At 72.9% G+C, this 25,599-nt stretch carries 24 protein-coding genes; 18 read left to right on the top strand and 6 right to left on the bottom strand.

The genetic code is table 11. The features are described 5' to 3' along the window. Positions 1–118: 118 nt before the first annotated feature. The gene (locus C1N81_RS23330; RefSeq protein ID WP_394432123.1) at positions 119–655 is read left to right on the top strand and encodes a YbjN domain-containing protein; all 537 of its coding nucleotides are present in this window, start codon (positions 119–121) and stop codon (positions 653–655) included. Between the two features lie 7 nt (positions 656–662). Here the strand turns inward: C1N81_RS23330 and C1N81_RS23325 are convergent, their stop codons facing one another. Beyond that, positions 663–1,856 carry a hypothetical protein gene (locus C1N81_RS23325; RefSeq protein WP_394432120.1) on the bottom strand — a complete coding sequence of 398 codons (1,194 nt, stop codon included), beginning with the start codon at positions 1,854–1,856 and terminating at the stop codon, positions 663–665. A 70-nt stretch (positions 1,857–1,926) separates the two neighbouring features. Next, a complete protein-coding gene (locus C1N81_RS23320; RefSeq protein ID WP_394432118.1) occupies positions 1,927–3,111 on the bottom strand; it encodes a pyridoxal phosphate-dependent aminotransferase in 1,185 nt (394 codons plus the stop codon). Between the two features lie 835 nt (positions 3,112–3,946). Between C1N81_RS23320 and C1N81_RS23315 the strand changes: the two genes are divergently transcribed. From C1N81_RS23315 to kynU, 10 genes are all read left to right on the top strand, one after another. After that, the gene (locus C1N81_RS23315; RefSeq protein WP_394432117.1) at positions 3,947–4,468 is read left to right on the top strand and encodes a DUF2617 family protein; all 522 of its coding nucleotides are present in this window, start codon (positions 3,947–3,949) and stop codon (positions 4,466–4,468) included. A gap of 98 nt (positions 4,469–4,566) precedes the next feature. Further along, the gene (locus tag C1N81_RS23310) at positions 4,567–6,126 is read left to right on the top strand and encodes a polyamine aminopropyltransferase (protein ID WP_394432116.1); all 1,560 of its coding nucleotides are present in this window, start codon (positions 4,567–4,569) and stop codon (positions 6,124–6,126) included. A gap of 238 nt (positions 6,127–6,364) precedes the next feature. Further along, complete coding sequence (locus tag C1N81_RS23305) at positions 6,365–7,210, top strand: SRPBCC domain-containing protein (RefSeq protein ID WP_394432115.1); 846 nt, start codon at positions 6,365–6,367, stop codon at positions 7,208–7,210. A 26-nt stretch (positions 7,211–7,236) separates the two neighbouring features. Beyond that, positions 7,237–8,031, top strand: coding sequence for an aldose epimerase family protein (locus tag C1N81_RS23300; RefSeq protein WP_394432113.1), 795 nt, complete (start codon positions 7,237–7,239; stop codon positions 8,029–8,031). 10 nt (positions 8,032–8,041) lie between these two features. After that, positions 8,042–8,596, top strand: a complete 555-nt coding sequence (gene pyrE, locus C1N81_RS23295; RefSeq protein ID WP_394432110.1) for an orotate phosphoribosyltransferase — start codon at positions 8,042–8,044, stop codon at positions 8,594–8,596. A 172-nt stretch (positions 8,597–8,768) separates the two neighbouring features. Next, positions 8,769–9,800, top strand: a complete 1,032-nt coding sequence (gene fbaA, locus C1N81_RS23290) for a class II fructose-bisphosphate aldolase (protein ID WP_394432108.1) — start codon at positions 8,769–8,771, stop codon at positions 9,798–9,800. 83 nt (positions 9,801–9,883) lie between these two features. Then, on the top strand, positions 9,884–11,047 hold the full coding sequence (locus C1N81_RS23285; protein ID WP_394432106.1) for a MalY/PatB family protein: 1,164 nt from the start codon (positions 9,884–9,886) through the stop codon (positions 11,045–11,047). 62 nt (positions 11,048–11,109) lie between these two features. Continuing rightward, on the top strand, positions 11,110–11,523 hold the full coding sequence (locus C1N81_RS23280) for a DUF3151 domain-containing protein (protein ID WP_394432105.1): 414 nt from the start codon (positions 11,110–11,112) through the stop codon (positions 11,521–11,523). 148 nt (positions 11,524–11,671) lie between these two features. Beyond that, a complete protein-coding gene (locus C1N81_RS23275; protein WP_394432103.1) occupies positions 11,672–12,586 on the top strand; it encodes a tryptophan 2,3-dioxygenase family protein in 915 nt (304 codons plus the stop codon). Then, complete coding sequence (gene kynU, locus C1N81_RS23270) at positions 12,579–13,769, top strand: kynureninase (RefSeq protein ID WP_394432101.1); 1,191 nt, start codon at positions 12,579–12,581, stop codon at positions 13,767–13,769. The genes C1N81_RS23275 and kynU overlap by 8 nt, the downstream gene beginning before the upstream one ends. Positions 13,770–13,784: 15 nt before the next feature. On the opposite strand, the gene C1N81_RS23265 is transcribed toward kynU, so the two are convergent. Beyond that, positions 13,785–14,411 carry a TetR/AcrR family transcriptional regulator gene (locus tag C1N81_RS23265; protein WP_394432100.1) on the bottom strand — a complete coding sequence of 209 codons (627 nt, stop codon included), beginning with the start codon at positions 14,409–14,411 and terminating at the stop codon, positions 13,785–13,787. Between the two features lie 144 nt (positions 14,412–14,555). Between C1N81_RS23265 and C1N81_RS23260 the strand changes: the two genes are divergently transcribed. The 4 genes from C1N81_RS23260 to C1N81_RS23245 all read left to right on the top strand — a co-directional run bounded on the left by C1N81_RS23260 (position 14,556) and on the right by C1N81_RS23245 (position 18,821). Then, positions 14,556–15,431, top strand: a complete 876-nt coding sequence (locus tag C1N81_RS23260) for an alpha/beta hydrolase (protein ID WP_394432097.1) — start codon at positions 14,556–14,558, stop codon at positions 15,429–15,431. 82 nt (positions 15,432–15,513) lie between these two features. Then, positions 15,514–16,881: a sensor histidine kinase gene (locus C1N81_RS23255; protein ID WP_394432096.1), complete on the top strand. Its 1,368-nt coding sequence runs from the start codon at positions 15,514–15,516 to the stop codon at positions 16,879–16,881. Next, the gene (locus C1N81_RS23250; protein ID WP_394432094.1) at positions 16,878–17,543 is read left to right on the top strand and encodes a response regulator; all 666 of its coding nucleotides are present in this window, start codon (positions 16,878–16,880) and stop codon (positions 17,541–17,543) included. The genes C1N81_RS23255 and C1N81_RS23250 overlap by 4 nt, the downstream gene beginning before the upstream one ends. Before the next feature lie 60 nt (positions 17,544–17,603). Then, positions 17,604–18,821 (top strand): cytochrome P450, encoded by a 1,218-nt coding sequence (locus C1N81_RS23245; RefSeq protein WP_394432092.1) that lies wholly within the window; start codon positions 17,604–17,606, stop codon positions 18,819–18,821. On the opposite strand, the gene C1N81_RS23240 is transcribed toward C1N81_RS23245, so the two are convergent. Then, positions 18,787–19,035, bottom strand: coding sequence for a hypothetical protein (locus C1N81_RS23240; protein ID WP_394432089.1), 249 nt, complete (start codon positions 19,033–19,035; stop codon positions 18,787–18,789). The genes C1N81_RS23245 and C1N81_RS23240 overlap by 35 nt on opposite strands. 238 nt (positions 19,036–19,273) lie before the next feature. Here C1N81_RS23240 and C1N81_RS23235 point away from each other — a divergent pair, with 238 nt between their 5' ends. Then, positions 19,274–19,702, top strand: a complete 429-nt coding sequence (locus C1N81_RS23235) for a MarR family winged helix-turn-helix transcriptional regulator (protein ID WP_394438167.1) — start codon at positions 19,274–19,276, stop codon at positions 19,700–19,702. Positions 19,703–19,760: 58 nt separating this feature from the next. Here C1N81_RS23235 and C1N81_RS23230 read toward each other — a convergent pair whose 3' ends face one another. Further along, positions 19,761–20,606, bottom strand: coding sequence for a diacylglycerol kinase family protein (locus tag C1N81_RS23230; RefSeq protein ID WP_394432087.1), 846 nt, complete (start codon positions 20,604–20,606; stop codon positions 19,761–19,763). A gap of 172 nt (positions 20,607–20,778) precedes the next feature. On the opposite strand from C1N81_RS23230, the gene C1N81_RS23225 reads away from it, so the two are divergent. After that, positions 20,779–22,062, top strand: a complete 1,284-nt coding sequence (locus C1N81_RS23225) for an adenylosuccinate synthase (RefSeq protein WP_394432085.1) — start codon at positions 20,779–20,781, stop codon at positions 22,060–22,062. Between the two features lie 99 nt (positions 22,063–22,161). Here C1N81_RS23225 and C1N81_RS23220 read toward each other — a convergent pair whose 3' ends face one another. Next, a complete protein-coding gene (locus C1N81_RS23220; RefSeq protein ID WP_394432082.1) occupies positions 22,162–24,015 on the bottom strand; it encodes a serine/threonine-protein kinase in 1,854 nt (617 codons plus the stop codon). A 205-nt stretch (positions 24,016–24,220) separates the two neighbouring features. Here C1N81_RS23220 and C1N81_RS23215 point away from each other — a divergent pair, with 205 nt between their 5' ends. Beyond that, entirely contained in the window at positions 24,221–25,576 is a 1,356-nt protein-coding gene (locus tag C1N81_RS23215; RefSeq protein ID WP_394432080.1) for an aspartate aminotransferase family protein, read from the top strand. Positions 25,577–25,599: the final 23 nt, after the last annotated feature.

The following is a 25,599-nucleotide window of genomic DNA, read 5'->3' as shown; positions in this document are numbered from 1 at the left end:
ACCCGGCCCCCGGGGGGCGGCGCACGAAGTGCGGGCCGCCCTTCGGGCGGCGTCGGGGGTTTGACGACAGGCCCTCGTGGGAGAGGATGGGCCTCAGCCATACGAAGGGACCAAGCGCGTGAGCATCGACCCGTCCTCGATTCCCAATTTCGGGGGACAGCCCGAACCGCAGCAGGGAGCGGGACCGGCAGGCCCCGTCATCCCCGACCAGGATCTGGTGAAGCAGCTCCTGGAGCAGATGGAGCTCAAGTACGTCCTGGACGACGAGGGTGACCTCGCCGCGCCGTGGGAGGAGTTCCGTACGTACTTCATGTTCCGTGGCGAGGGCGACCAGCAGGTCTTCTCGGTGCGGACGTTCTACGACCGCCCGCACGGCATCGACGCCAAGCCGCAGCTCCTGGAGTCCATCGACGACTGGAACCGCCGCACCCTGTGGCCGAAGGTCTACAGCCACACCCACGACGACGGCACGGTCCGCCTCATCGGCGAGGCGCAGATGCTGATCGGCACGGGTGTCTCCCTGGAGCACTTCGTGTCGTCGACCGTCAGCTGGGTGCGCGCCGCGATCGAGTTCGACCGCTGGCTCGTGGAGCAGCTGGGCCTGGAGGCCGAGGTCGACTCGGCGGAGAAGCCCGAGGACGACGGGGAGCAGTGAGAACCGCTCACAGCGGTTTGTGGACGTAGACCAGCAGGTACGTCCCGTACGCCACCGAGAGCCCGGCCAGCCACCCCACCGTCAGGAGGGCGTGTGCGGGCCGGGCTCTCGCCGTGCGGGCCAGCGCGCACGCGAGCGGCAGCAGCAGCGGGAACGCGGGCAGCAGGAACCGCGGCTTGGACGCGAAGAAGCCGGAGCCGCCGAGGGTGACGAGGAGCAGCACGCCGCTGTAGACGGCGAGCGCCAGCGGCGGCCGGTCCAGGAGCAGCAGCCCGTACAGGAGCACCGCCACCACGACGATCACCAGCGTCATGCCGAAGACGAAGCGGTGCCCGTGCTCGAGCACCCGCCAGGCCATCTGCACCGATCCGGCCCCGTAGTCGAACGTGGAGCCCCAGCCGCGCTGCACCGCGAAGTACCCGCCGAGCGGATCGCCCTTCCTGAGCCCGACCCACAGGACGTACGCGAGCCAGCCGGCCGGTGCGAGCAGGGCGCCTGTCCACAGCCTGTGGGGAACGCGGCCGCGCCGCCTGACCAGCTCGTACGCGGCGGTGACGAGGACGGCGGCGGCGACCGCGACCCCGTTGGGCCGGGCGATCCCGGCGAGCGCGGCCAGCGCTCCCGCCCACAGCCAGCGGCCCGTCAGGACGGCGTACAGGGACCAGGCGGCCAGCGCCGTGAGCACCGGCTCCGTGTACGCGAGGGACAGGACGACGGAGTGCGGGAGCAGGCCCCAGACCACGACGAGGAGCGTCGCCACGAGGCGGCCGTGCAGCAGGTCGCCGACCCGGTAGACGCCGAGCGCGGCGGCGAGCGCGGCGGTCCAGGCGATCAGCAGCGCGCACACCGGGGCGTCCACGATGGGCAGCAGCGTGTGCACGGCCCTGACCAGCGCCGGGTAGAGCGGGAAGAAGGCGAGGTCGCTGTAGACCTGGCCGTTCCCGAACGGCACGGTCCTGCCGTAGCCGTGCTCGGCGATGTGCAGGTACCAGAACGAGTCCCAGGAGCGCCCGAAGAGCGTGAGCGGCTGCTTGCCGGTCGCCCACCCGGCGGCGACCACGGCGAGGGCTCCGGCGAGCCGGGCGGCGGCGAAGAGCCCGAGGGCGCGGGCGGCCCCGGTCGCGAGCGGACGCGGGAGCGCCCGGGGCCCGGCGGTGGTGGCTGAGGGGGCGTCGAGGACGGCGGCGGATGGCTCGGTCACAAACCGAACCTTGCGATGCGCCTGCCGGGCCCGCGAGTTGGGAGCCGCCAGACGGGCGGCTCCCCTCGGATCAGAGCTGTTTCAGACGCGCCACGGCGTCCGCGAGGACCTCGTCCCGCTTGCAGAACGCGAACCGTACGAACGGGGCGCCCGCCGCGCGGTCGTCGTAGAACACGGCGTTCGGGACCGCGACGACACCGCAGCGTTCGGGCAGCGCCCGGCAGAACGCGAAGCCGTCGTCGAAGCCGAGCGGGCGGATGTCGGTGGTCACGAAGTACGTGCCCTGCGGGCGGAACACCGCGAACCCGGCGTCCGCGAGCCCGGCGGCGAGCAGGTCGCGCTTGGCCGTCATGGCGGCCCGGTAGTCGCCGAAGTAGGAGTCGGGCAGCGCGAGCGCCTCGGCGACCGCGTACTGGAAGGGGCCCGAGGAGACGTAGGTGAGGAACTGCTTGGCGGAGCGGACCGCCGTGACCAGCTCGGGCGCCGCCGTCACCCAGCCCACCTTCCAGCCGGTGAACGAGAACGTCTTGCCGGCCGAGCCGATCGTCACCGTCCGCCCGCGCATCCCGGGCAGGGTGGCGAGCGGCACGTGCTCGGCGTCGTCGAAGGTCAGGTGCTCGTAGACCTCGTCGGTGACGACGAGGAGGTCGCGCTCGACCGCCAGCTCCGCGATCGCCTTCAGCTCGGCGCGGGTGAGCACGGTGCCGGTCGGGTTGTGCGGGGTGTTGATCAGCAGGAGGCGGGTGCGCGGGGTGATCGCGGCGCGCAGTTCGTCGAGGTCGAGGCGGAAGCGGCCCTCGTCCGGGCGCAGCGTCACCGGGACGCGCGTACCGCCCGCCATCGCGATGCAGGCCGCGTACGAGTCGTAGTACGGCTCGAACGCGACGACCTCGTCCCCGGGCTCCACCAGCGCGAGCAGCGACGCGGCGATGGCCTCCGTCGCGCCCGCCGTGACCAGCACCTCGCGGTCGGGGTCGAGCGCGATGCCGTACCGGCGCTCCTGGTGCGCGGCGATCGCGGCACGCAGCTCGGGGACGCCGGGGCCCGGCGGGTACTGGTTGCCGCGCCCGTCGCGCAGCGCCCGCACCGCCGCCTCGCGGACCTGCTCGGGGCCGTCGGTGTCGGGGAAGCCCTGGCCGAGGTTGATGGCGCCGGTCCGCACGGCGAGCGCGGACATCTCGGCGAAGATCGTCGTGCCGAACTCGGCGAGCCGGCGGTTGAGCAGGGGGCGCGCGCTGGAGGTCATGCCGGCCATCCTGCGCCGAACCTCTGGAGTTCCTCAACTCTGCTTTGGCCCGCGGCGCGTTCGGGCATCCCCCTGTCACGCCCGCTCGGGGCGCCCCTCCGGGACCGTGGAACGCACGGGGCCCAGGGGGAACGGGGGATGAGAGAGGAGGGCCGGTGATGGAAGCACCCTTCGTCATCTTGGTCTTCGGAATCTTCGCGGCCGTGGTCGTCGTGTTCATCGTCCAAGCGGCCAGGGGGGTCGGACGGGCCGGAGTGCGGACGTCGCAGCAGAGGGGCCGCCGAGGGGGCCGGGCCCACAGCGGCAGCAGTGGCAGCAGTGGCGGCAACAACGGCAGCTGGTGGGCCGGCGGCGGTGGTGGCGGCGGCTCGTGTTCCTCCGGTTCCTCCGGCCACCACGGCGGCCACCATTCGTCGTGCGGCGGTGGGTCTTCGTGCGGCGGCGGCAGCTCCTGCGGGGGCGGCGGGTCGTCGTGCGGTGGCGGGGGCGGGTGCGGCGGCGGCAGCTGACGCCGGGCCCGGGGCTGCGGCCCGCGCGGAGGCGACTGACACGGGGCAGTCGGTCCGCGCGGGCCGCAGGCACGTGTGTTCCCCTTGACACCCGGCAGAGGGGTGTGGGGCGGGGAAGTCCGCTAAGGCAGTTGAACAGTTGAACTGGGGAGCCCTCGGGGGATGGAAACCCTCCGAAGTTGGGTAAAAACGCTGTGAGGGCGACGACGCCCATGATTCCCTTTAACCGTCAACTCAGCGCCCTCGCAGCACGTCTCAACGCGTTCGCGTGGGCACGAGCCGGTCCCATCGACATAGCCGGCCCCACCTCCTTTGCGCGCTTGCGGAGCCGACCCATGCTCACGACCCTGAACACCGCGTACACCGACACGAGTGCGGCCGATCTGGCCTGGGCCCTGGGCCGGGAGCCGCTTCCCGCGCTCGCCACCCTCGACCTCGAACTCAACGGCGCGAAACTGGAGTTGCGGCTCCTCGGCGCCTCCCACCAAGTCCTGCTCGACGAGGAGCACGGCAGCTGCTCGGAGACCGTCGCCTGCATCCCCGGCAGCAGCACCCCGCTCCCGCTCGGCGTCGCCAAGCGCGTCGGTGACTGGGAGTACGAGTTCGCCGCGCACGTCGAGCACCTCACCGAGGGGCAGTTCGCGGGGCGCGCGCAGGAACTCCTCGCCCTCGTCGCCGACCATCCGAACGGGCTCGCGGGCGTCTTCCCCGGCTCCCCGCACGCCTTCACGGCGATGCTCGCGCAGTACCACGAGGGCCAGGTGCAATGGCGCACCTGGCACGCCTATCCGCAGGACGGCCAACTCGTCGCCACCCGCAGCCGCGTGGGCGTACGGATGCCGGTCGCCGCGCTGTAGAACGCCATGCCCACATTGGCGGGAGTATGCGTGCGGTGCGCCCGTTCCACACGTGTGGGTGACGAGGAGCGCTCAGGCGGTGACGTAGCGTTCCAGTCGTGATCGAACCGCACGTGTCCGCGCCGCCCGGGAGGCGCGGAGTGACGACCCGGCCGGCGGGCGGGTACGGCCGGGCCCCGCTCCCGGTGAAACCGGGCACCGGCCGGTTCCTCGTCCTCGTCTGCGTCTTCGTCTGCGCGGCCTGCGGACTCGTCTACGAGCTCGAACTCGTCGCGCTCTCGTCCTACCTGCTCGGCGACTCGGTCACCCAGGCATCCGTCGTCCTGTCCTTCATGGTCTTCGCGATGGGCCTCGGCTCGCTCGCCGCCAAACGCCTCCGGCCGCGCGCCGCCGCCGGGTTCGGGCTCGTCGAGGCGGCGCTCGCGCTCGTCGGCGGGTTCAGCGCCATGGCGCTCTACGCGGTCTTCGCCTGGACGGACGGCGGGGCCGGCCCCCTCGGGGACAGCCCGCGCTGGCTGCTCGCGGGCTTCTCCCTCGCGATCGGGGTGCTGATCGGCGCCGAAGTGCCGCTGCTCATGGTCCTCATCCAGCGGATCCGGCGGCAGGACGCGGGCGGTGCCGTCGCCGACCTGTTCGCCGCGGACTACGTGGGCGCGCTCGTCGGCGGCCTCGCCTTCCCCTTCCTGCTCCTGCCGATGTTCGGGCAGCTCACCGGCGCCCTCCTCACCGGCGCGGTCAACGCGGTGGCCGGGGGCGCGCTCGTGCTCGGACTGCTCCGGCGCGACCTCAGCGCGCGGGGGCGGCGGGTGCTGCTCGTGGTCAACGTCGTCGTCCTCGGCCTGCTCGCCGCCGCGTTCGTCCGCGTCGACGACTTCGAGCAGGCCGCCCGGCAGGCCATCTACGGCGCCGACGTCCGGGTCGCCGAACGGACCGCCGTCCAGGAAGTCGTCCTCACCGGAGGCGAGCGCGGGCGCCCCCTCGACCTCTACCTCGACGGCCAGCTGAGGGTCAGCGGCCGGGACGAGGCGCGGCACCACGCGGCGCTCGTCGGACCCGTCATGCGTGGCGGGCCCCACGCGCGGGTCCTCGTCCTCGGCGGGGGTGACGGGCTCGCCGTCCGCGAAGTGCTCCGCCGGCCCGGGGTGCGCCACGTCGACGTCCTCGACACCGACCCCGCGGTCGTCCGGCTCGCCCGCACCGATCCGGGGCTCCGGGCGCTCAATCGCGGGGCGCTCACCGATCCGCGGGTGCGGGTGCGGACGGGGGATCTGTTCGGGCTGCTCCGGGGCGGGGCCCTCGGCGGGCGGCGGTACGACGTGGTGATCTGCGATCTGCCCGACCCCGCGCGCACCGACAGTACGAAGCTGTACTCCCAGGAGTTCTACGGGCTGGTCTCCCGGGTAATCGGCGCTCCGCGGGGGCGGGTGGTCGTGTCCGGCGGGGGCGGCGGGGGCGGCGGTGGGGCGGGGCGGGTGTGGACCGTCGCGGCGAGTGTTCGGGCGGCCGGGTTGCGGGTGGTCGTGTACCGGGGTGGGGGTGCGGCGGGCTTCGTGGTGGCCGGGCGCACCGCTCCCCACGTCCCGGGCGTCCGGCCGCTTTCGGCCCCGGGCCATGCGTATCCCGCATCGACACTGGTGCACCCGCGTTACGGCGACTGACCGTGTCCTCCCTTGTCGGGTGCGGCTCTCGTCGTGGTTGCTCGCGCAGTTCCCCGCGCCCCTGGAGCATGCGGCTTCGCCGCGGCCCCAGGGGCGCTGAGATGGCGCACGCAGTGCGCATCTCAGGGGCGCGGGGAACTGCGCGGCCAGCCACGACGGCGCCGCACCCGGGGCGATTCCTGATTCGGGGGGCCGAACAAGACGCCCGCTCCCGACGGAGTCGCTACGCTCGGGTGCCATGGAGCATGAGGTGTTCGTTCCGGTTCCCGCCGAGTCCCTTCGGGCGGTGCTCTGCGATCCGTCGCGCGTGGAGAGGGCCCTGCCGGGGTTCCAGCCCGACGCGTCCGGCGAGGGGGGCCGCCTCAAGGTGCGGATCGAGGGGCACACCATCACCTACCGCGGAGCGGTCCGCGTGGTGGAGTCGCCGGACGGCTCGTACGCGGTGACCGGCGAGGGGACGGAGGCGCGTGGCACGGGCGGTGTCGTGTTCGCGCTGACGGCCCGGGTCGTCGCGGCGGACGGCGGCTCTCTGCTCACGTTCGCCGGTACGGCGTCCGGCGACGGGCGGGTGGCCGAGTTCTCGGACGAGGCCGTCACATCGGCGGCACACCGGCTGCTGAACCGTTTCGGCGGAAACCTCGGCGCGGCCGGCCAGGAGCCCGGCTCGGACGACGAGACCGATGAGGACGACGAGAACGACGAGAGCGACGAGGGCGGTGAGGTCGGAGCCGGCGCGGAGGACGCGGCCGACGGCGGCGATCCGGAACCCGGCGACGGCGACGGCGCCCCCGCACGCCCCTCCCTCTACGACACCGCCGTCCCCCCGTCCAGCCTCGAACCCGCCCCGGACGGCGAGGACACCGGTGACCTCCCGGCGGAGCCCGCCGCCGCGCACGCCCGCCGCACGATGATCGGCCGCAGCGCCGAGGAGGTCGATCACGCGCCGCCGCGCGGCCGGTACGCGCCCGTACCCGCGCCGGAGGGCGTCACGGCCAGTGCCACCCTGCGCTGGGCCGCACCCGCCGCCGCCCTCGCGCTGGCGTCCGCGATCGTGGTGGGGCGGGCCCTGCGCAGGCGCCACTGACCGCCCGCCGCATAGGCTGAGCCGTCGTGACGACTCAGGAGACGACGCTGACCGCGGGCGACGCGGAAGTGACGGTGGCGCCGGGCAACGGCTGCCGGATCAGCAGCCTAAAGATCGCCGGGACCGAACTGCTGCGGCAGGGGGAGCGCTACGGGTGCTTCCCGATGGTGCCCTGGTGCGGGCGGATCAGGGACGGGCGGTTCCGCGACGGCGGGCAGGTCCACCAGATGCCGCTGAACTCGCCGCCGCACGCCATCCACGGCTTCGGCCGCGACGCCGAATGGACCACCGCGCGGGTCAGCGGCTCGGAGGCGGTGTTCACGTACGACCTGACGGACCCGTGGCCCTACCCGGGGCGCGTCACGCAGATCGTCGCCCTCGGCGAGGACTCGCTGACGCTGACGCTCGGCATCGAGACGTACGGCGACTCGTTCCCGGCGCAGGCCGGCTGGCACCCGTGGTTCAACCGGACCCTGGCCGAGGACGGCAGCCACGTGCAGATCGCGTTCGAGCCCGCCTGGCAGGAGGAGCGCGGAGAGGACCATCTGCCGACGGGGCGCCGCGTGGACGTGAAGCCGGGGCCGTGGGACGACTGCTTCGGGATGCCCGACGGGGTCGACGTGTCGCTGACCTGGCCCGGTGCGCTGGAGCTGCACGTCAAGAGCCGTGAGCAGTGGGTCGTCGTCTACGACGAGCAGGACGCCGCCGTGTGCGTCGAGCCGCAGACCGGGCCGCCGAACGGGCTCAACACCGAGCCGCGCCTCGTCACCCCGGTGGAGCCCCTGGAGGCCAGCACCACCTGGACCTGGCGGCGCCTTTAAGCTCGTAGCCATGACGACGAACGACGTGCGCGCGGCGCTGCTCCAGCAGATCAAGGACAAGGCCGTGGTGCACGGCAAGGTGACGCTCTCCTCGGGCCTGGAGGCCGACTACTACATCGACCTGCGCCGCGTCACCCTCGACGGCGAGGCCGCCCCGCTGGTCGGGCAGGTGCTGCTCGATCTGACGACGGACCTGGAGTTCGACGCCGTGGGCGGGCTGACCATGGGCGCCGACCCCGTCGCCGGGGCCATGCTGCACGCCTCCGCCGCCCGGGGGCAGCGGCTCGACGCGTTCGTCGTCCGCAAGGCCGCCAAGGCGCACGGCATGCAGCGCCAGGTCGAGGGCCCGGACATCAAGGGCCGCCGCGTGCTCGTCGTCGAGGACACCTCCACGACCGGCGGCTCCCCGCTGACCGCCGTCGAGGCCGTCCGCGCGGCGGGCGCCGAGGTCGTCGGCGTGGCCACCATCGTGGACCGCGCGACCGGCGCCGCCGAGAAGATCACCGAGGGCGCCGGGGTCCCGTACCTGTTCGCCTTCTCCAAGGACGAGCTGGGCCTGGACTGAGACCGGCCCGGACCGAGACGGGCCGCCGGGCCCGGAACCCGGGTCTCGCACAAGTCTGGAAAGATGGGGGCGACGATGACGTCACCCCATGGACTTGGTGAGGGTCGGACCACCGGTCGGGACACCTGAACAACCCAAACCCGCAATCGCGCGCTTCACGAGGAGTCGGCAGATGGCCATCGCAACCCCGGATCAGTACAACGAGATGCTCGACCGGGCCAAGGCGGGCAAGTTCGCCTACCCGGCCATCAACGTCTCGTCGACGCAGACCCTCAACGCGGCCCTCCAGGGCTTCGCCGAGGCCGAGAGCGACGGCATCATCCAGATCTCGACCGGTGGCGCCGAGTACCTCTCGGGCCAGGGCGTGAAGGACATGGTCGTGGGCGCCCAGGCGCTCGCCGAGTTCGCGCACGTCGTCGCCGCGAAGTACCCGAACAAGATCGCGCTGCACACCGACCACTGCCCCAAGGGCAAGCTGGACGGGTACGTGCGCCCGCTGCTCGACATCTCCGCCAAGCGCGTCGAGGCCGGCGGCCTGCCGCTGTTCCAGTCGCACATGTGGGACGGCTCGGCCGAGACCCTCGACGACAACCTGAAGATCGCCCAGGAGCTGCTCGCCAAGGCCAAGGCCGCGCACATCGTCCTGGAGATCGAGATCACCCCGACCGGTGGTGAGGAGGACGGCGTCTCGCACGAGATCAACGACAACCTCTACACCTCGGTCGACGACGCGATCCGCACCGTCGAGGCGCTCGGCCTGGGCGAGAAGGGCCGCTACCTGCTCGCCGCCTCGTTCGGCAACGTGCACGGCGTGTACAAGCCGGGCAACGTCGTGCTCCGCCCCGACCTGCTCGCGGAGCTGAACGCGGGCGTCGCCGCGAAGTACGGCAAGCCGGCCGGCTCCAAGCCGTTCGACTTCGTCTTCCACGGCGGCTCGGGCTCCACCCTGGAGGAGATCCGCACCGCCCTGGAGAACGGCGTCGTGAAGATGAACCTCGACACCGACACCCAGTACGCCTTCACCCGGCCCATCGCCGGTCACATGTTCCAGAACTACGACGGCGTCCTGAAGGTCGACGGCGAGGTCGGCAACAAGAAGACGTACGACCCGCGCGTGTGGGGCAAGAAGGCCGAGTCGGGCATGACCGCCCGCATCGTCGAGGCCTGCGAGAGCCTGCGCTCCGCGGGTACCCGCATCAAGTAACACCCGTAACGCCCGAGTACGGGCCCGGCGCTCCTGACTTCCCGGGGGTGCCGGGCCCGTGCCATGCCCGGAGGTGCCCTTCAGTGACGTACGACTTCGACACCCCCGTCGACCGGCACGGCACCTGGTGTGTGCAGTGGGACGGCGTCACGGACCGTTTCCCGGTCCCCGACCTGCTGCCCTTCACCATCTCCGACATGGACTTCGCGTGCGCGCCCGAGGTGCTCGACGCCCTGCACGCCCGCCTCGCGCACGGCGTCCTCGGCTACACCGACTGGCGGCACGAGGACTTCCGCGGCGCGATCCGGGACTGGTTCCGCACCCGGTACGCCACCGACGTCGACACGGACCGGCTGGTGTACGGCCCGTCCGTCCTCAACCAGATATCGCAGCTGCTGCGGATGTGGACCGGGGAAGGGGACGGGGTCGTCGTCCACGCCCCCACCTACGACGGGTTCCGCAAGGCGATCACCGGGCTCGGCCGCGAGATGCGCACCGTCGGCGTCGACGACTGGACCGGCCTGGAGCGCGAGCTGGCACGGCCCGACAGCCGCGTGCTCCTCCTCTGCTCCCCGCACAACCCGACCGGGCACGTCTGGACCGACGCCGAGCTGCGCCGCCTCGCCGAGCTCGCGGCCATCCACGACGTGGCCGTGATCAGCGACGAGATCCACGCCGACCTCGCCCACGACGGGTTCACGCACCTGCCCTGGACCCGGTACGCCGACGGCCTGCGCTGGGCGCTCGTCACCTCGGCCACCAAGTCCTTCAACTTCCCGGCGCTGAGCGGCAGTTACGGGTTCGTCGGCGAGCCGGAAGACCACGCCGAGTTCGAGCGCCGCATGAACACCGGTGAGGGGCTCGCCTCGCCCGCCGTGCTCTCCCTCACCGCCCACATCGCCGCGTACCGCGAGGGCGGCGCGTGGCTGGACGCCCTGCGCGCGTACACGTACGGCAATCTGCGGTTGGTCGAGGAACGGCTCGACGCCGCCTTCCCCGAGCTCAAGTGGCGTACCCCGGAGGCCGGTTATCTGGCGTGGGTGGATCTGCGGCCCCTCGGCGTCACCGCGGACGACGAGCTGCAGCGCGTCCTCGTCGAGCAGGAGAAGGTCGCCGTCATGCAGGGCGGGACGTACGGGGCGCCCGGCTTCGTCCGGCTCAACGTCGGCTGTCCGCGGAGCAAGGCGGCGGCGGGCGCCGACGCGCTCGTCCGCGCCCTGCGGACCGTCACGGGGCGTGACCGGTAAGTGAGCGTTCACGTGATCACCGGCGTGGAGAACAGCCACCCGGATGGCGCAGACTGGACACCATGAGCCTTCACGAGAACCTGCTCGGGGGACCGCCCCCGACCCACCTGCCCGACGACCCGGAGCCGCGCGAGCTGCTCGCCGGCGGCACGCCCCCGGCCGACGTCGCCGCGAAGTACCCGACCTCCTCGCTGGCCTGGGCCCAGCTCGCCGACGCAGCGTACGAGCGGGGCAGCGTCGTCGAGTCGTACGCCTACGCGAGGACCGGCTACCACCGCGGGCTCGACGCCCTGCGGCGCAGCGGCTGGAAGGGCCACGGGCCCGTGCCGTGGGAGCACGAGCCGAACCGCGGCTTCCTGCGCGCCCTGCACGCCCTGGCGCGGGCGGCCGGCGCCATCGGCGAGCAGGAGGAGTTCGAGCGCTGCTCGCAGTTCCTGAAGGACTCGTCCCCGGTGGCGGCGCAGACCCTCGGCTGAACCGCGCACGGACGGTGAGGCCCGCCTGTGACCAGGCGGGCCTTGCCGTTCCGGGGGACGATTGTGAAGGATGCGAGGCGGGGACCGGGGCCCCGTGCCGGTAACGGCAGGGCGGACCGCTACCCGGAGTACACATCAGGAGACAGCGATGTCCCACGACGCGGATCACGGAGATCACCCCTCCCCTGCGACGGGCACCTCCACAGCGGCGGACACCTCCCCTGTGGCGGACACCTCCACAGCGGCGGACACCCCCGACGCACCGCATCTCGACTTCGCGGGCACCACGCCCTACGAGGACTACGTCCAGGCCGACGTCCTCACCCACCTCCAGCACCTGCGCTCGGACGACCCCGGCGAGATGGTCTTCCTCGTGACGACCCAGGTCATGGAGTTGTGGTTCACCGTCATCGTGCACGAGTGGGAGACCGCCGCCCGCGCCCTCGCCCAGGACGACGTGCCGACCGCGATCGCCGCGCTCAAGCGCTCGCGCCGCGAACTGGAGGCCCTGAACGCCTCCTGGCGGCCGCTCGCCGGGCTCACCCCGGCCCAGTTCAACTCCTACCGGTCCTCCCTCGGTGAGGGCTCCGGGTTCCAGTCGGCGATGTACCGGCGCATGGAGTTCCTGCTCGGCGACAAGTCGGCGTCGATGCTGGTGCCGCACCGCGGCGCGCCCCGCGTCCACGACGAGCTGGAGAAGGCGCTGCACGAGCCCAGCCTCTACGACGAGGTGCTGCGCCTCCTCGACCGGCGCGGCCACCGCATCCCGCGCTCGGTCCTGCACAGGGACGTGTCGCAGCGCTACGAGCCGTCGCCCGAGGTGGAAGCGGTCTGGACGGCGCTGTACGCGGGGGACGAAGCCTCCGAGCTCGCACGGCTCGGCGAGGCGCTGACCGACGTCGCCGAGCTGGTGTGGCGCTGGCGCAACGACCATCTGGTGGCCACGCGCCGCGCGATGGGCGCCAAGACCGGCACCGGCGGCTCCGCCGGGGTGGCGTGGCTGGAGAAGCGCGCGCAGAAGAACGTGTTCCCCGAGTTGTGGACGGCGAGGTCCCATGTCTGATCTGCACGAGCGGGCGCGCGAACTGGACGCGGCCGACCAACTGGCCGCCGTGCGTGCCGACTTCGTCCTCGACGACGTCGTGTACCTGGACGGGAACTCGCTGGGCGCGCTGCCCGTGAAGGTTCCAGGACGCCTCGACGACGTCGTGCGGCGCGAATGGGGTCGGCTGCGCATCCGGTCCTGGACCGAGTCCGGCTGGTGGACCGCGCCCGAGCGGATCGGCGACCTGATCGCCCCGCTGGTCGGCGCCGCGCCCGGCCGGGTCGTCGTCGGCGACTCCACGAGCGTGAACGTGTTCAAGGCGCTGGTGGGCGCCGTGCGGCTCGCTGGCGAGGGGCGGGACGAGATACTCGTCGACGCCGCGACCTTCCCGACGGACGGTTACATCGCGGCGTCGGCGGCCCGGATGACGGGGTGCACGGTACGGGCGGTCGCGCCGGACGAGGTGCCGGACGCGCTCGGCCCCCGTACGGCCGCCGCACTCCTCAACCATGTCGACTACCGCACGGGCCGCCTGCACGATTTGCCGGGGCTCACGGCGGCCGTCCGCGCCGCCGGGGCCGTGAGCGTCTGGGACCTGTGCCACAGCGCGGGCGCGCTGCCCGTCGGGCTCGACGCGCACGGGGTCGACCTGGCGGTGGGCTGCACGTACAAGTTCCTCAACGGCGGGCCGGGATCGCCCGCCTACCTGTACGTGCGCGGCGAGCACCAGGCCGCCTTCGACTCGCCGCTGCCGGGCTGGAACTCGCATGCCGAGCCGTTCGGGATGCGACCCGAGTACGAGGCGGCCGAGGGCGCGGTGCGCGGGCGCGTCGGGACGCCGGACATCCTGTCGATGCTGGCCTTGGAGGCGGCGCTAGAGGTGTGGTCGCGCCCCGACGTGTCCGTCGACGCCGTGCGCGCCAAGTCCCTGGCCCTGACGGACTTCTTCCTGGAGTGCGTCGAGGCGTACGTCCCCGCCGGGCGGGTGGAGCCGGTGACCCCGGCCGCGCACGCCGAGCGGGGCAGCCAGGTGGCGCTGCGGTGCGCGGACGCGGGCGCCGTCATGGAGCGGCTGATCGCGGCGGGCGTCGTCGGCGACTTCCGGGCGCCGGACGTGCTGCGGTTCGGGTTCACGCCGCTGTACCTGGGGTTCGCGGAGGTGGAGCGGGCGGCGAGGGTGCTCGCGGAGACGCTCGGCTAGGGCCTTCTTCAGGCACTAGGCCTTCTTTAGGCCCTGGACCACGTACACGCCTGCCTCGGCCGCCGTCACCGCGGCGGCCACCGCACGGGCCGCGTCCGCCTCGGTGGGCGCGGTCCCGGTCGTGAGCAGGCGGTAGTAGAGCGGCGCCGACACCGCCCGGACGACCTCCGCCGCGTCCGTCCCCGCGGGCAACTCCCCGCGCTGGACGGCCTCTTCGACGGAAGGCGCCCACTCGGCGACCCGGACCTCGTAGAACTGGCGCAGGGCGTCGGCGGTCCGCTCGTCGCAGGTGGCGGCCGCGATCACCGCGCGGAAGAGCGGGCCCTGGCGCGGGTCGGACAGGGTGCGCTGGACCAGCAGGGCGTTGGCGGTGAGGTCGCCGCGCAGGGTGCCGGTCGCCGTGCGGGGCAGCGACTCCTGCGCCATCTGCGCGAGCAGGTCGGCGACAAGGCCGGTGGGGGAGGACCAGCGCCGGTAGACCGTGGTCTTGCCGACGTCCGCGCGGCGGGCGATGTCGGCGAGGTCGAGCCGGTCGAAGCCCTCCTCGGCGAGGACGTCGCCCGCGGCGTCGAGCACCGCCGCGCGGACACGGGCGGTACGGCCGCCGGGACGGAGCGTGCCGGGTTCGGGGTCGCTGCTCATGACAGGCAGGGTAACGGCACAGCAGGACCGTTTATTCGGTCACTGTACGTGTCGGCGCACGTCATCGGGCTGGTAGCGTCCGCTTACTTACTGGGTCACCAGTGTTTTCCTGCACGCGTGTCGTGACGTCGAGAGGGTGGGAGCATGCCGGACGAAGCCGCCGCGCGCGACGAGGCGGAGGAGGCGTCCGCCTTCTCGCACCCCGTGGTCCCGCCGGACGTCACCGCCGCCTACGGCGACCACCCGGACCAGGTCGTCGACTTCTACACGCCGCGCGACGGCGCGACCGGGGCCCCGCTCGTCGTGGTCCTGCACGGCGGCGCCTGGCGGGCCTCGTTCGACCGGACGCACCTGAGCCCGTTCGCCGACTTCCTGGCCCGGCGCGGGTTCGCCGTCGCCAGCGTCGAGTACCGGCGCGGCCGTCCGCTGCCGAAGCAGGGCGCGAAGAGCCCGGCGGCCGGGCGCTGGCCCGACACCTTCGACGACGTGGCCGCCGCGCTCGACGCCCTGCCCGCGCTCGTCGCGGAGCACCTGCCCGCGGCGGACGCCCGGCGCACGGTGATCGCCGGGCACTCGGCGGGCGGCCACCTCGCGCTGTGGGCCGCGGCCCGGCACGTCCTGCCGGCCGACTCGCCCTGGCACACCCCGGCGGCGCCCGCGCTGCGCGGCGTCGTGGCGCTCGCCCCGGTCGCGGACCTCGGGCTCGCGCGCAAGCTCGGCATCTGCGGCGGGGCCGGTGCCGAACTGCTCGGCGGCGAGGACGAGTTGGTCGAGGCACGCCTTCCGTACGCCGACCCGGCCCGGCTGCTGCCCACCGGCATCGCGACCACCCTCGTCCAAGGGCGTACGGACACGACCGTGCCGGTCGCCGTCGCCGAGGCGTACGCGGACGCGGCGGCCAGGGCGGGCGAGGTCGTCGGCGTCACGTTCCTGGAGGAGGTCGGGCACTTCCCGCTCATCGACCCGGCGGCGGACGCGTGCGCGGTCGTCGCGGAGGAGATCGCGCAACTCGCCTGGTGACCCGGGTAGTACTCAGGGCGGACGGCCAGGACCCGTCTGACTGTGGACGACCAGGGCCCGCGGCGGCCCGTACCGTCGGGGCATGACCGAGACGACCACCATCTCCGGGGCGCCCCGCGACCGCAGCCCCGAGTTCAGCCTCGCGCAGTCGGCGCTGCGGGGGCTGCGCGAGGACCTGTTCCGCGACGTGCGCGCCTACCGGCCGCTGCCCAGGGCGGCGACGGACGGGCCGTGGGCCCGGCTCTTCCCGGACCGCGTCCGCAGGCACCTGGGCGGCTTCCCGCACGCCGTCGTGCTGGCCCTGGCCCTGCTGACGTTCTTCGTGGGCATGGTGAGCGGCAGCATGCACAGCGACATGTCCGTCTCCCTCCTGACGGGGCTCATCCCGGCGGTGCCGGTGGCGCTCACCTTGCTGCGGCCGGTCCTTGCCTGGTGGCTCTCGCTCGCGGTGGCGCCCGTCCTCATCCTGGTCAGCAGCGGTGAGCTCTACCCGTGGTCGGCCGGCAGCATCGTGGGCCACACCGCCGTCATGATGATCGTCGCGGCGCGCACCCGGCCCCGTACGGCGGCCTGGATGTGGGTCCTCAGCGCGGTGTACTCGGTGTTCGCGGGCGAGCTGATGGGCGGCCTGGACACCGGTGTGTCGGTCCCGGTGCTCGTGGTCTCCGGTGTCGCGGTCGCGCTCGTCACCCTGGTCCAGGCGAACCGCACCACGCGGCGCCAGGTCGTCGAGGAGCGCACGGTCACCGCCGTCGAACGCGACAAGCGCACCCTGCTCGAAGAGCGCACGAACATCGCCCGCGAGCTGCACGACGTCGTCGCCCACCACATGTCGGTCGTCGCGATCCAGGCGGAGGCGGCGCCCTACCGGGTCGAGAACCCGCCGCCCGAGCTGGAGCAGGCGTTCGTCACGATCCGGGAGAACGCGGTGGCGGCGCTCACCGAACTGCGCCGCGTCCTCGGCGTCGTACGGGCCGAGGACTACGAGGCGCCCGACGCCCCGCAGCCCACGCTCGCCGACCTCGGCAAGCTCCTGGAGAACGTGCGGGACGCGGGCCTGACCGTCACCGAGACCGTCACCGGCGCCGTCCGCGAACTGCCGCAGGGCGTCGAACTGTCGGCCTACCGGATCGTGCAGGAGGCGCTCAGCAACACGCTGCGTCACGCGCCGGGCGCGGCGGCGGCGGTCGAGGTGTCGTACGTGCTCGGCGGCCTCGGCCTGCGCGTCGTCAACGGCGCCCCGAACGCCCTCGCCAAGCCCTCGCCCGGCGCCGGGCACGGCATCACCGGCATGCGCGAGCGCGTCTCGATGCTCAGCGGCGAGATGACGGCCGGGCCGACGGCCGACGGCGGCTACGAGGTCCTGGTCTTCGTGCCGGTCGCGGCCCAGCCGCCCGAGCAGCGCGAGAAGGCCGACGAGACCAGCGGCACCACCGGGGCGGACGCATGATCAAGGTGCTGATCGCCGACGACCAGATGATGGTGCGCGAGGGCTTCTCGGTCCTGCTCGGCGCGATGCCGGACATCGAGGTCGTCGGCGAGGCCGTCAACGGGATCGAGGCGGTCACCAAGGTCCGCGAGCTGCGCCCCGACGTGGTCCTCATGGACATCCGTATGCCGGAGCTGAACGGCATCGAGGCGACCCGCGAGATCGTCGCCGCCGACGAGGGCGCCAAGGTCCTCGTCCTCACCACCTTCGACCTCGACGAGTACGTGTACCAGGCGCTCCGCGCGGGCGCGTCCGGCTTCCTCCTGAAGGACGCGTCGGCCCGCCAACTCGCGGACGGCGTACGGGTGGTGGCGAGCGGCGAAGCGCTCCTGGCCCCCTCCGTGACCCGCCGCCTGATCACGGAGTTCTCCAGACTCTCGGAGATCCCGAAGCTGCCCGCCGTGCAGAACCCTCAGGCGTACGGGGAGCTGACCGACCGCGAGACGGAGGTCCTGGTCCTCATCGCGCAGGGCCTGTCGAACGCGGAGATCGCCGAGCGGCTCGTGGTCGCCGAGTCGACGATCAAGACGCATGTGAGCCGGGTCCTGGTGAAGCTGGGTCTGCGCGACCGCACGCAGGCGGCGGTCTTCGCGTACGAGGCACGTCTGGTCACGCCGGGGTGAGGCGCTTCGCGCGGGAGGCAGGTCTGGTCACGCCGGGCTGAGCGGGGCTAGCGTCCCGTCATGGACGCTGCCACCGCCTTCGACCCGTGGTCCCCGGCCTTCGTCGCCGACCCGTACCCCGCGTACGCGGCGCTGCGCGAGGCCGGCCGGGTCCACTGGTTCGAGCCCACCCGCCAGTACCTGATCCCGCGCCACGCCGACGTGTCGAGCCTGCTGAGGGACCGCCGCCTGGGCCGCACCTACCAGCACCGGTACGCGCACGAGGACTTCGGCCGCACGGCCCCGCCCCCGGAGCACGAGCCGTTCCACACCCTCAACGACCACGGCATGCTCGACCTCGAACCCCCGGACCACACGCGCATCCGCCGCCTCGTCTCCAAGGCGTTCACCCCGCGCACGGTCGAACAACTGCGGCCCTACGTGGAGAAGCTGGCCGGCGAACTGGTCGCGGGCCTCGTCGCGGACGGCGGCGGCGACCTCCTCACCGCCGTCGCCGAACCCCTCCCGGTCGCGGTCATCGCCGAGATGCTCGGCATCCCGGAGGCGGACCGCCCGCTCCTGCGCCCCTGGTCGGCGGCGATCTGCGGGATGTACGAGCTGAACCCGCCACCGGAGACGGCACGGGCGGCCGTACGGGCGTCGGTCGAGTTCACCGCGTACCTGCGGGAGCTGATCGGTGCCCGCCGCCGGAACCCCACCTCCACCGACCTGATCTCGGCCCTGATCGCCGCCCATGACGAGGACGACGACCGCCTCACCGAACAAGAGCTGATCTCGACCTGCGTCCTGCTCCTCAACGCCGGTCACGAGGCCACCGTCAACTCGACGGTGAACGGCTGGTGGGCCCTGTTCCGCCACCCCGGCCAACTGGCGGCGCTCCGGGCGGACCACGCGCTGATCCCGCGCGCCGTGGAGGAGCTGATGCGCTTCGACACCCCGCTCCAGCTCTTCGAACGCTGGGTGCTCGACGACATCGAGTTCGCCGGCGTCACCCTGCCGCGCGGCAGCGAGGTCGCCCTCCTCTTCGGCTCCGCCAACCACGACCCGGCGGTCTTCACCGACCCGGACCGCCTCGACCTGACCCGCGCCGACAACCCCCACATCTCCTTCAGCGCGGGCATCCACTACTGCATCGGCGCACCCCTGGCCCGGGTGGAACTGGCGGCGTCGCTGCGCGCCCTGCTCACGCAAGCCCCGGCCCTCCACCTCGCGGCGGAGCCGTCCCGTAAGCCGAACTTCGTGATCAGGGGCCTGGAGGGCCTCCCCGTCGCGCTCTGAACACCCGGTGCAGCACCACCCCGCCGAGCACCCCGGCCCCCACCCCGCCGACCAGGCACAACGGCAGATCGACGACGAACACCTGCCAGTCGGGCCCCTGCTCGAACCGGTGCACCCGGCCCGGCGTGCGGAGATACCACCAGACCGCGAACCCGGCGGCGAGCCCGGCGAACGAGGTGGAGCAGCCGAGGGCGGCCTGCGCGCGTTGTCCCATGCCCTGAACGGACGCGTGATCATGGTCAACGGTTTCGCGGGAAGGCACCCGCGCATCCGGCCCGAGCGGTGCCTCCGCTGCCGGCGTCCGGGCTTGATATACCTGCTGAGCAGGGACGAGAAGCGGAGAGGCGGGCGGCGACGTGGGCGAGGCCGACGGGGCGGACGGGGCCGACGGGGCGGACGGGGCCGACGGGGCGGACGGGGGCAGGACCGCGCGGCGGGTGGAGTTCGAGACGATGCTGCTCAGCCGGCACGGCTACCTCTTCGGCTCCCGCGCCAGATCCGACCGCTGGCGCCTGGACCGCAGCGCCTACATCCTGCTCAGCCGCATCCAGCTGGACGGCCCCATGTCGATCGGCCAGCTCACCGAGGCGTTCGGCCTGGACGCCTCGACCCTGAACCGGCAGACGGCCGCGATGCTCCGCGCCGGGCTCGTCGAGCGCATCCCGGACCCGGACGGCGGCATAGCCCGCAAGTTCCGGGTCACGGAGGAGGGCGCCAAGAGCCTCGACGAGGACCGCGGCCTGAACACCGAGGTGATCGGCGGCCTCATGGCGGACTGGACCGAGGGCGAGGTCGCCGATTTCGCGGCGAGCCTGAAGCGCCTGAACCGGGCGATCGAGGACCTGGAGGGCCGCCCGTGGCCCCGGCCGGACGGTTCCTGACCCCGCGGGCCCCGGCCGGACGGTTCCTGACCCCGCGGCGGCCCCGGCCGGGCCGGGCTCAGGGCAGCGCCAGCCGCCAGGCCCCCTCCCGTACCGTCCACATCCGGCGGCGGACCGGGCCCGCGATGGCGACCGTGTCCGTGCGGTAGCGGAAGTCGGGGCCCGTCACCGTGATCGTGCGCGCCGACGCGCGCAGCGGGGGCGCGTCCGGGGTGCGGTGGATCTCCAGTCGGGCCAGGCCCGTACCGGTGGCGGGGCCCACCGAGACGTGCCGCACCGGCTGGTCCAGGTCGAGGAGGGTCGCGCCGTCGGCCTCGATCCGCAGCCGGGCCGGAGGCCCGGGGACCTGACCCGTGGGCCGGGCCGGGCGCGGCGCCAGCGTGCGGACCAGGGAGCGGCAGGTGCGCAGCCACGGGCGGGCCGCGCCGTCCGGGTCGGCGGGCGGCTGGGTGAGCGGCGGGATGCGCAGCTCGCCGAGGACCACGCCGTCGCTGTCGTCGACGAGGAGGTCGAGGCGGCGCTCCGACCCGTCGAGCGCGGCACGCGCCGCCGCGACCGCTCCACAGGGAATCCCGAGGGAGCGCGCGAGCGCCACCGCACCCCCGACCGGGATCATCGAGAGCACCGATTCGGCCAGCTCCCGCTCCCGGTGCAGAAGCGACACGGCGCGCAGCAGCGCCCGGTCGTCACCGATCACCACGGGGCGCCGCGCACCCCTCCTGGCCAGCGCTTTCGCGAATTCCTCCGGTCCCTCGGGCAGACATACGCGGGCCTCGGCGCCCGCACACAGCACATCCTTGGCGATCCGCACGGACTCCCCGTCCGCGCGCCGGGCGAGGGGGTCCACAAGCACCAGAACCTGCCGCGACAGCCCCTCGTCCGTCCGGTCAGCCGGCTGTTCCAAAGCCGCCACCTCGGCCTTGCCTCGCTTCCTCGGGTAGCATCTTGGTGCAAGAGCCCCTTGCGCTATTGCGCCAGGGGCTTCGTCTATTCCGGGGCACCCCAAGGCTTACGCATTCATCAGTGGCTGCGACCCCTGACCTTGGACATGCCCCGCCCGGAAGGGGTGTACGCCTGTGCCCGCACTTGTGCTGCTCGGTGCTCAGTGGGGTGACGAAGGCAAGGGAAAGGCCACCGACCTGCTCGGTGGATCCGTGGACTATGTAGTGCGCTACCAAGGCGGTAACAACGCCGGTCACACGGTCGTCGTGGGCGACCAGAAGTACGCGCTGCATCTCCTCCCTTCCGGGATCCTCTCGCCGGAGTGCACGCCGGTCATCGGAAACGGTGTCGTCGTCGACCCGTCGGTCCTGCTCTCCGAGCTGAGCGGTCTGAACGAGCGCGGCGTCGACACGTCCAAGCTCCTGCTCAGCGGCAACGCGCACATCATCACGCCGTACAACGTGACCGTCGACAAGGTGACGGAACGGTTCCTCGGCAAGCGCAAGATCGGCACCACCGGGCGCGGCATCGGCCCGACCTACGCCGACAAGATCAACCGCGTGGGCATCCGCGTCCAGGACCTCTACGACGAGTCGATCCTCACCCAGAAGGTCGAGGCGGCCCTCGAGGTCAAGAACCAGCTGCTCACCAAGCTCTACAACCGCCGCGCCATCGAGGCCCAGCAGGTCGTCGAGGAGCTGCTCGGCTACGCGGACCAGATCAAGGGCTACGTCGCCGACACCACCCTGATCCTCAACAAGGCGCTCGACGACGACAAGGTCGTGCTCTTCGAGGGCGGCCAGGGCACCCTCCTCGACATCGACCACGGCACGTACCCCTTCGTCACCTCGTCGAACCCGACCGCGGGCGGCGCCTGCACGGGCGCCGGCGTCGGCCCGACGAAGATCAGCCGCGTCATCGGCATCCTCAAGGCGTACACGACCCGCGTCGGCGCCGGACCGTTCCCGACCGAGCTGTTCGACGACGACGGCGAGGCGCTGCGCCGCATCGGCGGCGAGCGCGGCGTCACCACGGGCCGCGACCGCCGCTGCGGCTGGTTCGACGCGGTCATCGCCCGCTACGCGACCCGCGTGAACGGCCTGACCGACTTCTTCCTCACCAAGCTCGACGTCCTCACCGGCTGGGAGCAGATCCCGGTCTGCGTCGCCTACGAGATCGACGGCAAGCGCGTCGAGGAGCTCCCGTACTCGCAGACGGACTTCCACCACGCGAAGCCCGTCTACGAGATGCTGCCGGGCTGGTCCGAGGACATCACCCAGGCCAAGACCTTCGCCGACCTGCCGAAGAACGCGCAGGCCTACGTGAAGGCGCTGGAGGAGATGTCGGGCGCCCCGATCTCGGCCATCGGCGTCGGTCCCGGCCGCGACGAGACGATCGAGATCAACTCGTTCCTGTAGAGAGCACCGCAGTGCCCTGCAGCAGTGCCTGCATGTGGCCCTGCGGAAGGCACGTCCCCGTACGCCCCGGTCCGCCTCGCGCGGGCCGGGGCGTACGCGTCAGCCGGCCCTGTCGTACACCGCTTGCTTGCCGGTGGTCATGACGCGGCTCAGCTGCCCCGAGGGGAGCACGGTGAACGTGCTCGCCGCTCCAGGGGTGCAGGTGGGCGCGCCCGGTCCCGAGACCACGCCGGTCCGGCCGACGCTCAGGGAATCGGGGTCGGCCGACACGAGGCTGCCCTGGAACACACAGCGGTAGGTGACGCCCGACGCCAGCGACCCGTCCGCCGTCATCGACAGGACGGTCTCGCCGGGTCCGCCCTGCTGGATGGTCAGGCGGTACGCGACGCCGTTGTCCGTCCTGTCCCAGCTGCCGAGGAACTGTGTCGGTATCGCGCCCGAGCCCGACTGCGGGGTCCGCTCCTGCTCACCGGTGGGCGACGGGGTGGGCGACGGTGCGCCGGAGCCCGGCCGCTCCGGCGCCGTGACCGACGCCGAGGCCGTCTCGCGCCCCGCCTTCCTGCCCGCCGTGCCGTCGTCCTTCATCAGGGCGAACACCGAGCCGCCCGCGCCGACGGCCACTATCAGGGCGACCGCTATCAGCGCCGCCGTGGAACGGCCCCGGCGCGGCGGCTCCTGCCGCGGCGCGAGGAGCGGCGCCGGGCCGTAGGGCGGGGTCTGGCCCCAGTTCCCCTGCGGATAGCCGTACGCGGCCGGCTGCGGATGCGGCGGGTGCGGCGACGGGTAGCCGTAGGCGGGCGCGGCCGGGGCCGGGGCGGGCGGCGCCGCCGCCTCCTGGCCGACGACCATCGTGGGCAGGTGGTCGAGCTGGGCGCCGCCCGGCTGTCCCGGCGGCGGCACGGGGCCCGGGGCGCCCTGCTGTCCTGGCCCGGGCGTGGGTGCGGGCGCGGGTGCCGCTGCCGGGCCGGGTGTGGGTGCGGGTGCGGAGCCGGGTGGTTCGGGAGCGGGCCGCGGGCCCTGGTCCGGGTCCTCCGAGTCGAGCAACTGCACGGCCTGGCGGCCCAGTTGGGCCACGAGTGCGCCGGGCAGCCACGGGTCGCGGGTGCGGCCGCCGTCGCCCAGGGTGTCCTCGGCGCCGGTGCGCTCCAGGATCTCCCGCAGCCCGGGGCGGGCCGACGGCTGCTTGCGCAGACAGTCCCGGACGAGGTCCCGCAGGCCCTCGGGGACCCGGTCCAGATCGGGTTCCTCCTGGGCGATGCGGAACATCATCGCGTGCACGCCACTGTTGGACGTGCCGAACGGCAGCGCGCCCGTCGCCGCGTAGGCGAGGACCGAGCCCAGGCAGAACACGTCGCACGCCGGGGTGATCCGGTCGCCGCGCACCTGCTCGGGCGCCATGAACCCGGGGGAGCCGACCAGCGCGCCCGTCCGCGTGAGCCCGCCCTCGGCGACCGTCTCCAGGGCGCGGGCTATGCCGAAGTCGATGACGCGCGGGCCGTCGATCGTCACCAGCACGTTCGACGGCTTCAGGTCGCGGTGGATCAGACCCGCCTCGTGGATGTCCTGGAGCGCGTGCGCGAGGCCGGCCGCGAGAATCCGCACCGAACGCTCCGGCAGCGCCCCGTAGTCGTGCGAGACGACCTGCTGGAGCGAGGGGCCCGCGACATATCCCGTCGCCACCCACGGGATCTCCGCGTCCGTGTCCGCGTCGAGCACGGGCGCCGTCCACGCGCCGCCGACCTGCCGCGCCGCCCGCACCTCCTGGCGGAAGCGGGACCTGAACTCCTCCTGCTCCGCCAGCTCCTGGCGGACCAGTTTCACCGCGACGGTGCGCCCGCGCTCGGAGCGCGCCAGATACACCTGTCCCATACCGCCCGCGCCGAGCCGGCCGAGCAGCCGGTACGCGCCGATGCGCTGCGGGTCCCCCGACCCCAGCGGTTCGAGCCTTCCCATGTCGCGCCACCCTCCCCCGTACGTGACCAACGCTTCGAGAATAGTGCGGACATACGACAGAGAGGACCGGAGCCGCTCACACGGTTCCGTAACGGACGCGGAGGGTGATATGCGCGCGCAGAGCGACAGGGTGTCGCGTTCGGCGCCGTCCCGCAGACAGGACGCCGATAGTGCGCCGGCGGCCTCCGCATCTACCCTCGGGCCCATGACCCCTCAGCCGAATCCCCAGGTCGGCGCCGCCGTCAAGGCCGCGGACCGTGCGCACGTGTTCCACTCCTGGTCCGCACAGGAGCTCATCGACCCCCTTGCCGTCGCCGGTGCCGAAGGCTCGTACTTCTGGGACTACGACGGCAACCGCTACCTCGACTTCGCCTCCGGGCTCGTCTTCACCAACATCGGCTACCAGCATCCGAAGGTCGTCGCGGCGATCCAGGAGCAGGCCGCGAAGATGACGACGTTCGCGCCCGCCTTCGCCGTCGAGGCGCGCTCCGAGGCCGCACGCCTCATCGCCGAGCGCACCCCCGGCGACCTCGACAAGATCTTCTTCACCAACGGCGGCGCCGACGCCGTCGAGCACGCCCTGCGGATGGCCCGCCTGCACACGGGCCGCCCGAAGGTCCTCTCCGCCTACCGCTCGTACCACGGCGGTACCCAGCAGGCCGTGAACGTCACCGGCGACCCGCGCCGCTGGGCCAGCGACACCGGTACGGCCGGGGTCGTCCGGTTCTGGGCGCCGTTCCTGTACCGCTCCCGCTTCTACGCGGAGACGGAGGCGCAGGAGTGCGAGCGCGCTCTTGAGCACCTGGAGTCGACGATCCAGTTCGAGGGCGCCTCGACGATCGCCGCGATCATCCTGGAGACCGTCCCCGGCACGGCGGGCATCATGCTGCCGCCCGAGGGCTACCTCGCGGGCGTCCGCGCGCTGTGCGACCAGTACGGCATCGTCTTCGTCCTCGACGAGGTCATGGCGGGCTTCGGCCGCACCGGTACGTGGTTCGCGGCCGACCTGTACGGGGTCACGCCCGACCTCATGACCTTCGCCAAGGGCGTCAACTCCGGGTACGTGCCGCTCGGCGGCGTCGCGATCTCCGGCGCCATCGCCGAAACCTTCGCCAAGCGGCCCTACCCCGGCGGCCTCACCTACTCCGGTCACCCGCTGGCCTGCGCCGCCGCCGTCGCCACGCTCGACGTGATGGCGGAGGAAGGCATCGTCGAGCACGCCGCCAAGCTCGGCGCCGACGTCATCGCACCCGGTCTTCGCGAACTGGCCGAGCGGCATCCGTCCGTGGGCGAGGTCCGCGGCACCGGCATGTTCTGGGCCCTCGACCTCGTACGGGACCGGGCGACGCGGGAACCGCTCGTGCCCTACAACGCGGCCGGAGAGGCGAACGCCCCCATGGCCGCCTTCGCCGCCGCCGCGAAGAAGCAGGGGCTCTGGCCGTTCGTGAACATGAACCGGACCCATGTGGTGCCGCCGCTCAACATCACCGAGGCGGAGGCCAAGGAGGGGCTCGCGGCGCTCGACTCGGCGCTGGGCGTGGCAGACCAGTACGTGGCCTGAGCGGCCGTAAAAGGAAGTGGGGG

It is taken from the genome of Streptomyces sp. SGAir0957 (assembly GCF_043523415.1).
Note: the sequence above shows the minus strand (reverse complement) of the source record. Positions and strands in the feature narration are given on the sequence as shown.

What these genes read in the sequence shown, in the direction of transcription:
- C1N81_RS23265 (WP_394432100.1), bottom strand. Translation starts at nt 14,411, where the DNA reads ATGAGCAGCGACCCCGAACCCGGCACGCTCCGTCCCGGCGGCCGTACC.
- C1N81_RS23240 (WP_394432089.1), bottom strand. Translation starts at nt 19,035, where the DNA reads ATGGGACAACGCGCGCAGGCCGCCCTCGGCTGCTCCACCTCGTTCGCC.
- C1N81_RS23235 (WP_394438167.1), top strand. Translation starts at nt 19,274, where the DNA reads ATGCTGCTCAGCCGGCACGGCTACCTCTTCGGCTCCCGCGCCAGATCC.
- C1N81_RS23305 (WP_394432115.1), top strand. Translation starts at nt 6,365, where the DNA reads ATGGAGCATGAGGTGTTCGTTCCGGTTCCCGCCGAGTCCCTTCGGGCG.
- C1N81_RS23320 (WP_394432118.1), bottom strand. Translation starts at nt 3,111, where the DNA reads ATGGCCGGCATGACCTCCAGCGCGCGCCCCCTGCTCAACCGCCGGCTC.
- C1N81_RS23255 (WP_394432096.1), top strand. Translation starts at nt 15,514, where the DNA reads ATGACCGAGACGACCACCATCTCCGGGGCGCCCCGCGACCGCAGCCCC.
- C1N81_RS23220 (WP_394432082.1), bottom strand. Translation starts at nt 24,015, where the DNA reads ATGGGAAGGCTCGAACCGCTGGGGTCGGGGGACCCGCAGCGCATCGGC.
- fbaA (WP_394432108.1), top strand. Translation starts at nt 8,769, where the DNA reads ATGGCCATCGCAACCCCGGATCAGTACAACGAGATGCTCGACCGGGCC.
- pyrE (WP_394432110.1), top strand. Translation starts at nt 8,042, where the DNA reads ATGACGACGAACGACGTGCGCGCGGCGCTGCTCCAGCAGATCAAGGAC.
- C1N81_RS23275 (WP_394432103.1), top strand. Translation starts at nt 11,672, where the DNA reads ATGTCCCACGACGCGGATCACGGAGATCACCCCTCCCCTGCGACGGGC.
- kynU (WP_394432101.1), top strand. Translation starts at nt 12,579, where the DNA reads ATGTCTGATCTGCACGAGCGGGCGCGCGAACTGGACGCGGCCGACCAA.
- C1N81_RS23280 (WP_394432105.1), top strand. Translation starts at nt 11,110, where the DNA reads ATGAGCCTTCACGAGAACCTGCTCGGGGGACCGCCCCCGACCCACCTG.
- C1N81_RS23215 (WP_394432080.1), top strand. Translation starts at nt 24,221, where the DNA reads ATGACCCCTCAGCCGAATCCCCAGGTCGGCGCCGCCGTCAAGGCCGCG.
- C1N81_RS23315 (WP_394432117.1), top strand. Translation starts at nt 3,947, where the DNA reads ATGCTCACGACCCTGAACACCGCGTACACCGACACGAGTGCGGCCGAT.
- C1N81_RS23260 (WP_394432097.1), top strand. Translation starts at nt 14,556, where the DNA reads ATGCCGGACGAAGCCGCCGCGCGCGACGAGGCGGAGGAGGCGTCCGCC.
- C1N81_RS23245 (WP_394432092.1), top strand. Translation starts at nt 17,604, where the DNA reads ATGGACGCTGCCACCGCCTTCGACCCGTGGTCCCCGGCCTTCGTCGCC.
- C1N81_RS23250 (WP_394432094.1), top strand. Translation starts at nt 16,878, where the DNA reads ATGATCAAGGTGCTGATCGCCGACGACCAGATGATGGTGCGCGAGGGC.